General features: G+C 68.3%; 11 protein-coding genes and 1 pseudogene. 7 read left to right on the plus strand and 5 right to left on the minus strand.

The genetic code is table 11. The annotated features are described in order from the left end of the window. Position 1: 1 nt before the first annotated feature. Positions 2–990 (plus strand): annotated as a pseudogene (locus tag AC5Y31_RS09840) (aldo/keto reductase). Here the strand turns inward: AC5Y31_RS09840 and AC5Y31_RS09845 are convergent. After that, positions 987–1,874: an aldo/keto reductase gene (locus AC5Y31_RS09845; protein ID WP_499979990.1), complete on the minus strand. Its 888-nt coding sequence runs from the start codon at positions 1,872–1,874 to the stop codon at positions 987–989. The pseudogene AC5Y31_RS09840 and the gene AC5Y31_RS09845 overlap by 4 nt on opposite strands. Positions 1,875–2,060: 186 nt before the next feature. After that, a complete protein-coding gene (locus AC5Y31_RS09850; protein WP_499979991.1) occupies positions 2,061–2,930 on the minus strand; it encodes an inositol monophosphatase family protein in 870 nt (289 codons plus the stop codon). A gap of 87 nt (positions 2,931–3,017) precedes the next feature. Between AC5Y31_RS09850 and AC5Y31_RS09855 the strand changes: the two genes are divergently transcribed. Further along, a complete protein-coding gene (locus tag AC5Y31_RS09855) occupies positions 3,018–4,544 on the plus strand; it encodes an HNH endonuclease signature motif containing protein (RefSeq protein WP_499979993.1) in 1,527 nt (508 codons plus the stop codon). 5 nt (positions 4,545–4,549) lie between these two features. Here the strand turns inward: AC5Y31_RS09855 and AC5Y31_RS09860 are convergent, their stop codons facing one another. Then, the gene (locus AC5Y31_RS09860) at positions 4,550–5,047 is read right to left on the minus strand and encodes a flavin reductase family protein (RefSeq protein ID WP_065024407.1); all 498 of its coding nucleotides are present in this window, start codon (positions 5,045–5,047) and stop codon (positions 4,550–4,552) included. A 245-nt stretch (positions 5,048–5,292) separates the two neighbouring features. Here AC5Y31_RS09860 and AC5Y31_RS09865 point away from each other — a divergent pair, with 245 nt between their 5' ends. From AC5Y31_RS09865 to AC5Y31_RS09875, 3 genes are all read left to right on the plus strand, one after another. Next, positions 5,293–7,128, plus strand: coding sequence for an acyl-CoA dehydrogenase (locus tag AC5Y31_RS09865; RefSeq protein ID WP_499979996.1), 1,836 nt, complete (start codon positions 5,293–5,295; stop codon positions 7,126–7,128). A 213-nt stretch (positions 7,129–7,341) separates the two neighbouring features. Continuing rightward, complete coding sequence (locus AC5Y31_RS09870; RefSeq protein ID WP_499979997.1) at positions 7,342–8,310, plus strand: GlxA family transcriptional regulator; 969 nt, start codon at positions 7,342–7,344, stop codon at positions 8,308–8,310. Positions 8,311–8,327: 17 nt separating this feature from the next. Then, the gene (locus tag AC5Y31_RS09875) at positions 8,328–9,041 is read left to right on the plus strand and encodes a DJ-1/PfpI family protein (protein ID WP_499979998.1); all 714 of its coding nucleotides are present in this window, start codon (positions 8,328–8,330) and stop codon (positions 9,039–9,041) included. Between the two features lie 172 nt (positions 9,042–9,213). Here the strand turns inward: AC5Y31_RS09875 and AC5Y31_RS09880 are convergent, their stop codons facing one another. Next, on the minus strand, positions 9,214–10,578 hold the full coding sequence (locus AC5Y31_RS09880) for an acetyl-CoA C-acetyltransferase (protein WP_499980002.1): 1,365 nt from the start codon (positions 10,576–10,578) through the stop codon (positions 9,214–9,216). A 109-nt stretch (positions 10,579–10,687) separates the two neighbouring features. Between AC5Y31_RS09880 and AC5Y31_RS09885 the strand changes: the two genes are divergently transcribed. After that, on the plus strand, positions 10,688–12,052 hold the full coding sequence (locus AC5Y31_RS09885; protein ID WP_499980004.1) for a 3-oxoacyl-ACP reductase: 1,365 nt from the start codon (positions 10,688–10,690) through the stop codon (positions 12,050–12,052). Between the two features lie 5 nt (positions 12,053–12,057). Next, positions 12,058–12,900: a MaoC/PaaZ C-terminal domain-containing protein gene (locus AC5Y31_RS09890; RefSeq protein WP_499980005.1), complete on the plus strand. Its 843-nt coding sequence runs from the start codon at positions 12,058–12,060 to the stop codon at positions 12,898–12,900. Here the strand turns inward: AC5Y31_RS09890 and AC5Y31_RS09895 are convergent. Next, positions 12,897–13,523 (minus strand): TetR/AcrR family transcriptional regulator, encoded by a 627-nt coding sequence (locus AC5Y31_RS09895; protein ID WP_065024401.1) that lies wholly within the window; start codon positions 13,521–13,523, stop codon positions 12,897–12,899. The two genes, AC5Y31_RS09890 and AC5Y31_RS09895, sit on opposite strands and share 4 nt — an antisense overlap. Positions 13,524–13,534: the final 11 nt, after the last annotated feature.

Consider the following 13,534-nt stretch of genomic DNA (forward strand, 5'->3'; position numbering starts at 1 on the left):
CATGCAGACGACCACACTGGGTCGAAGCGGCCTCGGAGTCTCGCGCTTGGCGCTGGGCACCTGGGAGTTCAGCGGTGCGTGGGGTGACGTCGACGAGGACAACGCGATCGCGATCGTCCGCCGGGCCCGCGAGCTGGGGTTCAACTTCTTCGACACCGCCCACGAGTACGGGTTCGGAACGGCCGAGCGCATTCTCGGCACCGCGCTGCGTCACGACCTGGACCACGCCCGCGACGAGGTGCTGATCGCCACCAAGGGCGGGTTGCGGGAGACCGACGACGGACCGGTCCGCGACGCACGGCCCGAATGGCTTCGCCACGACGTCGACACCAGCCTGGCCGCGCTCGGCGTCGATCACATCGACCTCTATCAGGTGCACTGGCCCGACCCGGCCGTGCCGGCGGCCGAAACCGCCGGCGCGCTGGCCGATTTGGTGGCGACCGGCAAGATCCGCCACGTCGGGGTGTCGAACTACGACGCCGAGCAGATCGCGGAGTTCTCGGCCACGCTGCCGGTGGAAACCGTCCAGCCCCCGTTCAACATGTTGCGCCGCGGACTGCAGGACACCTTGTTCCCCTACTGCCGCGACCACGACATCGGCGTGCTGGTCTACGGTGCGCTGGCGCACGGCCTGCTGACCGGGGCCATCACCTCCGACAGCAGTCTCGCCGCCGACGACTGGCGGGCCCGCAGCGGGATCTTCAGCGGCGACGACTTCGCTCGCAACCTCAAAGTCGTTGCGGGACTTCGGTCCCTGGCGTCAGATCTGGGTGTCACGCTGAGCCAGCTCGCGCTGGCCGGGCGTTGGCGCAGCCCGGGGTGCATGTCGCGATCGTCGGCGCTCAGCAGGCCGGCTATCTGCAGGACAGTGCCGCGGCAGTGGACCTGGATTTGAGCCCCGATGACCTGGCCGCGATAGCGCAGATCCTGGCCCCGGCGGCACCGCTGGGCGGTCCCTACCCCGAGATGTGGCGGGAGTTCCGCTCCTAAGTGCCGACGAACGTCATCGGGTGGTGGTGAATCCGGGTCCCGTTGTGCAGTCCGTTGAGGACGTCCATGTCGTCGTCGCTGAGTTCGAAGTCGAAAACGTCGAAGTTCTCGGCGATCCGGTGTGGCTTCGACGACCGCGGCGTGACCACGTTGCCCAGCTGCAGGCTCCACCGGATGAGCACCTGCGCCGGTGACCGGTCGTGCTTGGCCCCGATCGCCTTCACCGTCGGGTTGTCGATCACCCGAACGATGATGTGCCGTTCGCCGAAGCCCAGCGGGCTGTGCGCCTCGGTGACGATGCGGTGCTGGGCGTGGAACCGGCGCAGCTCCTCCTGGTTGAGAAGCGGGTGCAGTTCGACCTGGTTGAGTGCGGGCGCCACCGAGGTCTCGTCGACGAGCTCGGTGAGCAGATCCTCGGTGAAGTTGCAGACACCGATCGAGCGGACCAGGCCCTCCTCGCGGGCGTGGATCATGGCCTGCCAGCTGTCGAGGTACTTGCCGACCTGCGGAGCCGGCCAGTGGATCAAGTACATGTCCAGGTAGTCCAGCCCGAGCTTGTCGATGCTCTCGCGGCAGGCGTCCAGCGTGCTGGCGTAACCCTGCCGGGACGTCCCGAGCTTGGTGCTGACGAACAGCTCCTCGCGCGGCACCCCGGACTTCTCGATGGCGCGGCCCACCACGGCTTCGTTGCCATAGGACGCGGCGGTGTCGATCAGCCGGCAGCCGTTCGCCAAGGCCGCCGATATGGAGGCCTCGGTCTCCTTGTCGGAGAGCTTCGCGACCCCGAGGCCGAGGACGGGCATGGCCGTCCGGTCATTGAGGGTGATCTGGGGAATCGGGTCCGTATCGACCCGGGCGTTCTCAATTGCGTACGCAATCGTCATCTTTTCGACCTACACATTCGGTTACTTTGCCGTCATCAGTTACGTTCCGCGCTATTTGCGACGCCGCTGGCACAGAGCGGATTTGCACGCTCCGTTATACCGATGTGATCAAACAGAGGTCAAAGCGTGATAGGCGACAATTGCCCCGACGCGGTGAATTCAGTCACAATTCAAGTGCGCGTCACGCTACTGCGAAATCGGCCCGAGACCGCCCTCGCGCTGCAGCGTTGCGATGAATTCGTCGGCGATACCCGGCGCCGCGGCGATGATCGCGTCCGCGCTGTCGATCTCGGGGCCGGGCAGCACCACCCGCGCACCCGCCTCCGCCGCGATCAGCGATCCCGCCGCGTAGTCCCACGGCTTGATCCCGTGCTCGTAATAGACGTCGAGGCGCCCGGCAGCCACCATGCACAGGTCCAGCGCCGCTGATCCGATCCGACGCACGTCGCGCACCATCGGCAGCAGCCGCGCCAGCAACTGGGCCTGCGCTGCTCGGCGCCCGCGCGAATACCCGAACCCGGTACCCAGCAGCGCCACCGACAGCTCGGAGACGTCGTTGCAGCGCAGCGCGGCCGTGCCGCCCCGGTCCGTGACCTGGGCGCCCAGCCCGCTGGCCGCCGAGTAGATCCGGTCACCGACCACGTCGGCGACTGCGCCGGCCACCGAGGTCCCACCGATCTGGGCCGCCACCGACACGGCGTACGCGGGCACGTCATACATGAAGTTGACGGTCCCGTCGATCGGGTCGACCACCCAGGTGACAGCGCCGGGTTCTCGTCCCGAGACATCGCCGGAGCCGCCGCCTTCTTCTCCCAGCACCGCATCGCCGGGCCGCAGCTGCGTCAGCCGGTCGCGAATGAAGCGCTCGGTCTCGGTGTCGACCACCGTCACCGGATCGGTCGGAGTGCTTTTGGTGTGGACCAGGTCGTGGGCCGAGCCGGCTGCTTCCGCGCCGAACACCTCGGCGCGGCGACGCCGCACGAATTCCGCCGCCTCGGCCACCAGCGTCTCGGCCGTGGACCGCAACTGCCCGGGGTCACTACTGAGAGTCGCCATCTGCCCATAGCAACACATCCGCGGCGAGCATTGCATCTTCGGCGAAGGCGCCGGGGGGCGTCGTCAACTTCTGGTATAGTCGAACGTATGTTCGAGTCGTCGAGGTCGGGGCCGCCGTCGCCGGCGTCGGTGGCGCAGTTCAGTGCGTGGTTTTCGCAGCGCCATCCTGCGACGACGCCGGAGTCAGCGGCCTTGGTGGATCAGATCTGCGCCTCGGCGCGGGCGGAGAATCGCGCGGCGGCGGCGCACCTGGTGGCGATCGGGGAGTTGTTTGCGCTGCGGTTGAGCCGGTGCGGCGAGACCGAGGACTGGGCGATCGACACCGCCGCGGCGGTCACCGCCGAAGTGGCCGCGGCGTTGCGGATCAGCCAGGCGCTGGCCGGCAGCCGACTGCGGTATGCCCGGGCGATGTGCGAAGAGTTGCCCAAGGTCGCCGAGGTGTTTCGGGCCGGCGATATCGACCTTCGACTGTTTCAGACCATCGTCTATCGCACCGAGTTGATCACCGACCGTGAGGTGTTAGCCGCCGTCGATGCCGCGTTGGCGCTGCAGGTGCCGCGGTGGGCGTCGCTGACCGCGGCCCGGCTGGCGGGCAAGATCGACAAGATCGTGGCCAACGCCGACGCCGATGCGGTGCGGCGCCGCAAAGAACGCCAGGCGGGGCGCGAAATTGCGTTCTGCGATCAACAGGGCGGGATCTCCGAGATCTACGGCAGCCTGTTCACCACCGACGCCCGCGCTCTGGGCAAGGCCTTGGATGCGTTGGCGGCCACGGTGTGCGAGCACGACCCGCGCAGTCGTGATGAGCGCCGCTCCGATGCCCTGGGGGCGCTGGCCGCGCGAGCGGATCGGCTGGGCTGCCGCTGCGGGCGCCCCGATTGTGCCGCGGGAAAACGCCCGGGCGCCGCACCGGTAATCATTCACGTGATCGCCGAGCAGGCCACTGTCGAGGGCACCGGGATCGAACCGGGCTGGATGGTCGAAGCCAATGGGCTGGTGCCGCCAGAGATGGTCGAAGAACTCGCCCGCTCAGCACGCCTGGTGTCATTGGTCCACCCCGGTGATGCCCCGCCCGAGACGGGTTATGCGCCCTCGGCAGCATTAGCGGCGTTCGTGCGCGCCCGGGATCTGACCTGTCGCTGGCCCGGCTGCGACCGCCCCGCCCTGGACTGCGACATCGACCACACCATCCCTTACGCCGACGGCGGCCCCACCCACGCCTCGAACCTGAAGTGTTACTGCCGCACCCACCACCTGGTCAAAACATTCTGGGGCTGGCGCGATGCCCAGCTGCCCGATGGCACGCTCATCTTGACCGCACCGTCGGGGCAGACCTATGTCACCACCCCGGGCAGTGCACTGCTGTTTCCCCACCTATGTGCGCCCACCGGAGAGCTGGCACGCTCTGACCGGGAACCCGAGGTCCCGTGCGGGCAGCGCACCGCCATGATGCCGCGGCGCCGGCGCACCCGCGCCCAGAACCGGGCGGCCCGCATCAACACCGAACGCAACCAGAACCGGAAAGCCCGCGAAGCCCGCCGAACCGCCCGCCACGCCGCCCTGTTCCCCCACATAACACCCGGCACCGGCGGTGACGATCCCCCACCGTTCTAAGTGGTCTAGCCTCCGAGCCGGCGAAACCCACTGCGGTGGAACACGATAGGCGCGACCTCGGGATCCACCGTCACGTCGCAGACCCGCAGCACCACGATGGTGTGGTCCCCGGCGGGAACCAACTGCTCAACTGAGCTGCCCAGCCACACCCCGGTGCCCTTGATGAACACCGCACCGTCGTTGGTCACCGTCTCCAGCCCGGCGAAGCGGTCACCGGTCTTGGCGGCGAGGGTGCGCGCGGCGATGTCATGAGCCTCGCCGAGCACGCTGATGCCCAGCCGGGGCGAGTCCTTGAGCTTGGGCCAGGTCGTGGAGGTGTTCTGCACGCAGAACGACACCAGCGGCGGCTCCAGCGACACCGGCACGAAGGTGCTGGCCGCCAGCCCGACCCGGACGCCGTCGACCTCGGCCGCAACAGCCACCACGCCGGACGGGAAATGGCCGAACGCCTCCCGCAGCGACGATGGGCTCAGATTGCTCGCGGAACTTACGTGGGCATTCACCGGAACTCGTTCACCTCGTCGGATCGGGTCGCTGAAGAACCCTACCCGCCGCGCCGCCACCTGGGGGGAGCGGTGCGTTCCCGCCGCTGACCTGGGGAGACCAACTGGTTGGTTAGTTAGCTTTGACGATGTAGCTCACACTGGCTTGCACTGTGGCCGCCAGGGGGTATATTTCAGGGCACGTTACTGGTGGGTAACTTAAGCCTAGTACCCAACCACAGGTGGCATTCCATGAGGAGGAAGTAGTGAGCCACTACAAGAGCAATGTCCGTGACCAGCTCTTCAACCTGTTCGAGGTATTCGGCCTGGACCGGGTCTTCGGCCAGGGCGAATACTCCGACCTGGACGTCGACACCGCTACCGAGATGCTCGGCGAGATGGTCCGGCTGGCCGAAGGCCCGATTGCTGACTCGTTCGTCGAGGGCGACCGCAACCCGCCGGTGTTCGACCCGGCCACCCACACGGTCACACTTCCCGAGTCGTTCAAGAAGTCGGTGCGCGCCACCTTGGAAGGCGGCTGGGACAAGGTCGGCGTCGTCGACGAGCTCGGCGGCATGCCGATGCCCAAGGCGCTGATGTGGGCCTTGCACGAGCACATCCTCGGCGCCAACCCGGCGGTGTGGATGTATGCCGGCGGCACCGGTTTCGCCAACATCTTCTACCACGTGGCCACCGAAGAGCAGAAGAAGTGGGCCGTCATCGCCGCCGAGCGCGGCTGGGGCTCGACCATGGTGCTCACCGAGCCGGATGCCGGCTCGGACGTGGGCGCCGGCCGCACCAAGGCCGTCCAGCAGGAGGACGGCTCCTGGCACATCGACGGCGTCAAGCGGTTCATCACCTCTGCTGACTCCGACGACCTGTTCGAGAACATCTTCCACCTGGTGCTGGCCCGCCCCGAGGGCGCCAAGCCGGGCACCAAGGGCCTGTCCCTGTTCTTCGTGCCGAAGTTCCTGTTCGACTTCGAGACCGGCGAGCTCGGCGAGCGCAACGGCGTGTTCGTCACCAACGTCGAGCACAAGATGGGCCTAAAGGTCTCGGCCACCTGTGAGCTCACCTTCGGTCAGCACGGGGTCCCGGCCAAGGGCTGGCTGGTCGGCGAGGTGCACAACGGCATCGCGCAGATGTTCGACGTGATCGAGCAGGCCCGGATGATGGTGGGCACCAAGGCCATCGCCACCCTGTCCACCGGTTACCTCAACGCCCTGGAGTACGCCAAGGAGCGGGTGCAGGGCGCCGACCTGACCCAGATGACCGACAAGGCCGCACCGCGGGTGACCATCACCCACCACCCGGACGTCCGCCGGTCGCTGATGACCCAGAAGGCCTACGCCGAGGGTCTGCGGGCGCTGTACATCTACACCGCCAGCTACCAGGACGCCGCGGTGGCCGAGGCCCTACACGGGGTGGACGCCGAGCTGGCGGTCAAGGTCAACGACCTGATGCTGCCGATCGTCAAGGGTGTGGGCTCCGAGCAGGCGTACGCCAAGCTCACCGAGAGCCTGCAGACCCTGGGCGGCTCGGGCTTCCTGCAGGACTACCCGATCGAGCAGTACATCCGTGACGCCAAGATCGACTCGCTCTACGAGGGCACCACGGCGATTCAGGCGCAGGACTTCTTCTTCCGCAAGATCATCCGTGACAAGGGCCAGGCGCTGGCCCACGTCGCGGGCGAGATCGAGGCGTTCATCGCCAACGAGTCCGGCAACGGCCGGCTCAAGGCGGAGCGGGAGCTGCTGGCCACCGCACTGGCCGACGTGCAGGGAATGGCGGCGACGCTGACCGGCTACCTGATGGCCGCGCAGGAGGACATCTCCAGCATCTACAAGGTGGGCCTGGGGTCGGTGCGCTTCCTGATGAGCGTCGGCGACCTGGTGATCGGCTGGTTGCTGGCCCGCCAGGCCGCGGTGGCCGTGGAGAAGCTCGACGCCGGTGTCGAGGGTGCTGACCGGGCCTTCTACGAAGGCAAGATCGCGGTGGCGTCGTTCTTCACCAAGAACTTCCTGCCGCTGCTGACCAGCACCCGCTCGGTGATCGACGCCATCGACAACGACATCATGGAGCTCGACGAAGCGGCTTTCTAAGCGCTGACAACACCACAGACCGCGCAGGCCTCCGGGGCGATCCCCCGGGGGCCTGTTGCCATTGGCGGCCCTCATCCGGGCGACCAGACATGAAAGCCCCCAAATCAGAGGCGAAATGGGGGCTTACGCGTCTGCTCGGCGAGAGAGGGCATGGCCTGATTAGTGGGATGTATGGCGTAGACGCCACCGGGTTCGGCGGCTGACACTGGGGGCGTGACACACAAGGTCATCATCGTGGGCTATCCCGGCGTCCAAGCGCTGGATGTGTTCGGGCCGTCGGAGGTGTTCGCCGGGGCATCGCTGGCCCTGCTGGGCGCCGGCCGCGGCGACGACGGGTACGAGGTCACGGTGGCCAGCGCCGGGGGCGAGCCGATCGCCACCAGCAGCGGACTGGCACTGGCGACGAGCGCACTGCCCGACCCCACCGATGCCGTCGACGCGGTGGTGCTGCCCGGCGGCAGCGGTGTGGATGCAGCTCGGGCCGACCCGCAGGTTCTGGAGTGGATCCGTATCGCCTCGGCGCACAGCCGACGAGTGATCAGTGTGTGCACCGGGGCTTTTCTGGCCGCATCGGCGGGGCTGCTCGACGGGTGCCGAGCCACCACGCACTGGGCGTTCGCCGACGCGCTGGCCCGGGAGTTCCCGGCGGTCAGCGTCGACCCGGAGCCGATCTTCCTGCGGAGCTCGGAATCGGTGTGGACCGCCGCGGGTGTCACCTCCGGGATCGACCTGGCGCTGGCGCTGGTCGAAGACGATCACGGCACCGAGGTGGCCCAGACCGTGGCCCGCTGGCTGGTGCTGTACCTGCGACGGCCGGGCGGGCAGACCCAATTCGCGGCCCCGGTCTGGCTACCGAGGGCGCGCCGTGCGCCGATCCGCGACGTGCAACAACTGGTCGAATCCGAACCCGCTGGCCCGCACCGGATCTCCGACCTGGCCGCCCATGCCGCGATGAGTCCTCGGCACTTCACCCGGGTTTTCACCGACGAGGTCGGACTCGCGCCGGGCGCCTACGTGGAGCGGGTGCGTACCGAGGCTGCGCGCCGACAGCTCGAAGAGACCGACGACACCGTCGTCGCGATCGCCGGCCGCTGCGGCTTCGGCACCGCGGAAACGTTGCGCCGCACCTTTATCCGTCGGCTCGGCATCTCCCCCGACCACTACCGCAAGACGTTCGCCTGACACCGGAAGGACAACCCATGCAAATCGCAATCGTGCTCTATCCCGGCTTCACCGCCCTGGATTTCATCGGCCCCTACGAGGTGCTGCGCTGGCTGCCCGACGCACAGGTGCGGTTCGTCTGGCACGAGCCCGGCCCGATCACCGCCGATTCCGGTGTGCTCATCGTCGGAGCCACCCACTCATTCGACGAAACCCCTTCTCCGGACGTCATTGTGGTGCCCGGCGGCATGACCACGACCGAGCACGCCCGCGACGAGAAACTGTTGGCGTGGGTGCGGCAAGCCCATGCGACGGCGACCTGGACGGCGTCGGTGTGCTCGGGGTCGATCATCCTGGCCGCCGCCGGGCTGCTGGCCGGTAAGCGGGCCACCTCACATTGGCTGGCGCTTCCCGCTCTGAAGGCATTCGGCGTCACCCCGGTCGGTGACGAACGCATCGTGCACTCCGGTGACATCGTCACCTGCGCCGGAGTCTCGGCCGGCATCGATCTCGGGTTGTGGCTGGCCGGGCGAATCGGTGGCGAGGACCGCGCGAAGGTCATCCAGTTGTCGATGGAATACGACCCGCAGCCGCCGTTCGACTCCGGTCACCTGTCCAAGGCGTCGGCGAAGACCAAGGCGGCGGCTACCGCGTTGATGGCCCGGGATCTGGCCAGGCCGGCGCAGTTGAAGGCCTCCGCATTGCTGCTGTGGGACGCCGCGATCGGAGCGGCTCGAAGCCGACGAGGTTAACCGAAAGAGGTTGGCCGCCGCTGGATCCCCTCAGTCCAGCGGCGAGCCAAGCCCAGGCTGCTCCGCGCTAACGCTGGGGGCAGACGACCACACGGAGCGCGCCGTGCTGTGGACTACCCCGGGGTGGCCCGACACAAACGTGGTTATCGACGGCCCGTCCCGCGGGCCGGCGCTATGCCTCCAGGATTGCGGCCACGCCTTGGCCGCCGGCGGCACAGATCGAGATCAGCGCACGCACCGGCTTGTTCTTCTTGGCGGCCTTGGCTTCGGCGATCTGCTTGGCCGCCTGCGCCACGATCCGCCCGCCGGTGGCCGCGAACGGGTGCCCGGAGGCCAGCGACGAGCCGTTGACGTTGAGCTTGGATCGGTCGATGGCACCCAGCGCGGCATCGAGTCCCAGTCGCTCCTTGCAGTATTCCTCGGACTCCCACGCCGCCAGGTGGCACAGCACCGTCGAGGCGAATGCCTCGTGGATCTCGTAGAAGTCGAAGTCCTGCAGGGTCAGACCGTTGCGGGCCAACAACCTCGGCACCGCGTAGGTCGGGGCCATCAGCAGCCCATCGGGTCCGTTGACATAGTCGACGGCGGCGGTCTCGGAGTCGACGAAGTAGGCCAGCGGGGTCAGCTTGTGCGCGGCCGCCCACTCCTCGCTGGCCAGCAGCGCCACCGACGCGCCGTCGGTCAGCGGCGTGGAGTTGCCCGCGGTCATGGTGGCGTCGCCGGCCTTGGCTCCGAACACCGGTTTGAGGGTGGCCAGCTTCTCCGGGCTCGACTCGGGCCGCAGGTTGTTGTCGCGGTAGAGGCCCTGGAACGGGGTGACCAGGTCGTCGAAGAAGCCGCGATCGTAGGCGGCGGCCATGTTGCGGTGGCTGGCGACGGCCAGCTGGTCCTGGTCGACCCGCTTGATCCCCATCTTCTTGGTGGTGATCGCCTGGTGCTCGCCCATGGAAAGCCCGGTGCGGTTCTCCTTGTTGGCCGGGATCTCCACCCCCAGGGTGGCCGGCAGCTTGCCGACCAGCTTGAGGCGCTGCATGTTCGACTTGGACCGACGCAACGCCAGCAGGGTGCGACGCAGTTCGTTGCCGACCTCCAGGGGCGCGTCGGAGGTGGTGTCCACCCCGCCCGCGGCGGCCACCTCGTAGCGACCGGCGGCGATACCGTCGGCTGCGCAGATCGCCGCCTGCAGGCCGGTGCCGCAGGCCTGCTGCAGGTCGAAGGCGGGCGTGTAGGGCGACAACGCCGAGCCGAGCACGCATTCCCGGATCAGGTTGAAGTCGCGACTGTGCTTGAGCACTGCGCCGCCGATCACCGCGTCCAGCTTCTCGCCGGCCAGCCCGAACCGGTCGACCAGGCCGCCGAGCGCCGCGGTGAACATGTCCTGGTTGGACGCGCTGGCGTAGGCGCCGTCGGACCGTGCGAACGGAATGCGGTTGCCACCGAGGACGGCGACGCGACGTCGCGCGCCGGTGTCGGCGGGTGTGGACTTAGCAGCAGATCCAGATGCCACGATCTCTCCGTCTACTGGGGCGCCCCGCATTGCCGGGGCGATTGGACGTGATACTACCCAGTATTCTTACTCTGGAGTAAGTTCGTTGTCGACACCGTCGCCTGCACCAGGCACACGTCCCCACACGGAAGGCAGCTAAGTGGCTCCCAAGCTTCCCTCGGACCTGTTGTCCCAGATCATGAACTCCGGCCCAGGATCGTTCCTGGCCAAGCAACTCGGCGTCCCCCAGGCCGAGACGCTGCGCCGCTACCGGGTCGGCGAGCCGCCGCTGGCCGGACCGCTGTTGATCGGCGGAGACGGCCGGGTGGCCGAACCGCTGCGCGCCGCGCTCGCCGACGACTACGAAGTCGTCGGCGACAACCTCGGCGGCCGGTGGGCCGACTCGTTCGGCGGGCTGGTCTTCGATGCCACCGGCATCACGTCACCGGCCGGGCTGACCGCGCTGCACGAGTTTTTCACGCCGCTGCTGCGCAACGTGGGCCGTTGCGGCCGGCTCGTCGTGGTCGGCACCACCCCGGATGCGACCGGCAGCGCCGACGAGCGGATCGCCCAGCGCGCGCTGGAGGGCTTCACCCGCTCGCTGGGCAAGGAACTGCAGCGCGGCGCCACCGCGCAGCTGGTGTACCTGTCGCCGGACGCCAAGCCCGGCGCCACCGGCCTGGAATCGACGATGCGGTTCATCTTGTCGGCCCGCTCGGCTTACGTCGACGGGCAGGTGTTCTACGTCGGCGCCGACGACGCCACCGCTCCCGCCGACTGGGACCGCCCACTGGAGGGCAAGGTGGCCATCATCACCGGCGCCGCGCGCGGTATCGGGGCCACCATCGCCGAGGTGTTCGCCCGCGACGGCGCCAAGGTGGTGGCGATCGACGTGCCGCAGGCGGCCGAAGCGCTGGAGAAGACGGCCGCCCGGGTGGGCGGCACCGCGCTGGACCTGGACGTCACCGCCGACGACGCGGTCGATCAGATCGCCGCCCATCTCAAAGAGCACTATGGCGGCAAGGCCGACGTGCTGGTCAACAACGCCGGCATCACCCGCGACAAGCTGCTGGCCAACATGGACGACGCCCGGTGGAACGCGGTGCTGGCGGTCAACCTGCTTGCCCCGCAACGGCTTACCGAGGGCCTGGTGGCCAATGGCAGCATCGGTGAGGGCGGCCGGGTGATCGGCCTGTCGTCGATGGCCGGCATCGCCGGCAACCGCGGCCAGACCAACTACGCGGCCACCAAAGCCGGGATGATCGGGCTGACCGATGCGCTGGCGCCGGTGCTGGCGCCCAAGGGCATCACGATCAACGCCGTCGCTCCCGGCTTCATCGAGACCGAGATGACCGCGGCGATCCCGCTGGCCACCCGCGAAGTCGGCCGCCGGCTCAACTCGCTGTTCCAGGGCGGCCAGCCCGTCGACGTCGCCGAGCTGATCGCCTACTTCGCCAGCCCGGCGTCGAATGCGGTGACCGGCAACACGATCCGGGTCTGCGGCCAGGCCATGCTGGGGGCATAGTCGAAATGACTCAACCAAGTGGCATCAAGAACATGTTGCGGGCGGTCGCCGGGGCGCTGCCATTCGTGCCGCGCGCCGGCACCGTGCCGGACCGCACATTGCGGGTCGACGAGCTGGCCATCGACCCGGGCCACGTCGCCGAGTACGCGGCGGCCACCGGGTTGCGTTACGGCGATCAGGTGCCGCTGACCTACCCGTTCGCCCTGACGTTCCCGAGGGTGATGGAGCTGGCGACCGGGTTCGATTTCCCGTTCGCCGCAATGGGTTCGGTGCACACCGAGAACCGAATCGTCCAACACCGCCCGATCGCGGTCACCGACACCGTCGGGGTCAGCGTGCACGCGGAGAACCTGCGCGAGCATCGCAAGGGTCTGCTGGTCGACATCGTCACCGACATCAACGTCGGCAACGACCCAGCCTGGCATCAGGTGACGACGTTCCTGCACCAGCAGCGCACCAGCCTGTCCGACGAGCCGAAGCCGCCCCCGGCCAAACAGCCCAAGTTGGGACCGCCCAATGCGGTGCTGCGGGTCACGCCGGGCCAGATCCGGCGCTACGCCTCGGCCGGTGGCGACCACAACCCGATCCACACCAGTTCGATCGGCGCTAAGCTGTTCGGCTTCCCGACCGCGATCGCCCACGGGATGTTCTCGGCGGCAGCGGTTCTGGCCAACATCGAAGGGGCCCTGCCGGACGCGGTGGAGTACGCGGTGAAGTTCGGCAAGCCGATGCTGCTGCCGGCCAGCCCGGGCCTCTATGTCGACCGGGTCGAGGGCGGCTGGGATCTGGCGCTGCGCAACGTCGCCAAGGGCTATCCGTATCTGACCGGCGCGGTGCGGGCGATCTAGCCGGCAGCGGCGCTCTCGGCTCCGTCGCGCCCGCCCGGGGCTTCCTTGAGGCCACGCCAGAACAGGTCGATCATCAGCTGGCCCGCCTCGTCGACGTCGGTGTCGCCGGTGCTGACCCGGCTCGCGATCGCCTCGCCGGCGCCCACCAGCGCCACCGCCATCAGCTCGAAGTCGACGCCGGGCTCGGGGTTGCGGGTGCCGGCGCGCAACAGCCGGCCGACCAGCTCAACGATCCGCTCGCGGCCCTCGCGCACGGTATGAGCGAACGCCTGCGAACTGGTGGCCTGGGCATACATCACGATCCAGGACGCCCGGTTGGCGTCGATGTAGTGCAGGAACGACCGAACCGCGTTCCGCAGCAGGTCTTTCGGGGGTTGCTGGAAGTCGATGGCGGTGCGCACCGCCTCGACGAAGCGCTGCAGCTCGCGGTCCAGACAGGCTCCGAACAGCTCCTCTTTGGAGCCGTAGTACAGATACAGCATCGGCTTGGAGATCTGCGCGGCCGCCGCGATCGAGTCCATCGAGGTCTCGTGGTAGCCGTTGATCGAGAACATCTGCACGGCGGCGTCGAGCATCTGCTGTTCACGTACGGCCCTGGGTAACCGCTTGCTGCCCGCTGCCATCGACTCCGGGT

The sequence above is a fragment of the Mycobacterium sp. NGS18 genome, from assembly GCF_059813185.1.

Bases quoted from the DNA above. Each gene is read 5' to 3' on its own strand.
- AC5Y31_RS09845 (WP_499979990.1), bottom strand. From the start codon at position 1,874: ATGACGATTGCGTACGCAATTGAGAACGCCCGGGTCGATACGGACCCG.
- AC5Y31_RS09850 (WP_499979991.1), bottom strand. From the start codon at position 2,930: ATGGCGACTCTCAGTAGTGACCCCGGGCAGTTGCGGTCCACGGCCGAG.
- AC5Y31_RS09855 (WP_499979993.1), top strand. From the start codon at position 3,018: ATGTTCGAGTCGTCGAGGTCGGGGCCGCCGTCGCCGGCGTCGGTGGCG.
- AC5Y31_RS09875 (WP_499979998.1), top strand. From the start codon at position 8,328: ATGCAAATCGCAATCGTGCTCTATCCCGGCTTCACCGCCCTGGATTTC.
- AC5Y31_RS09880 (WP_499980002.1), bottom strand. From the start codon at position 10,578: ATGCGGGGCGCCCCAGTAGACGGAGAGATCGTGGCATCTGGATCTGCT.
- AC5Y31_RS09890 (WP_499980005.1), top strand. From the start codon at position 12,058: ATGACTCAACCAAGTGGCATCAAGAACATGTTGCGGGCGGTCGCCGGG.
- AC5Y31_RS09895 (WP_065024401.1), bottom strand. From the start codon at position 13,523: ATGGCAGCGGGCAGCAAGCGGTTACCCAGGGCCGTACGTGAACAGCAG.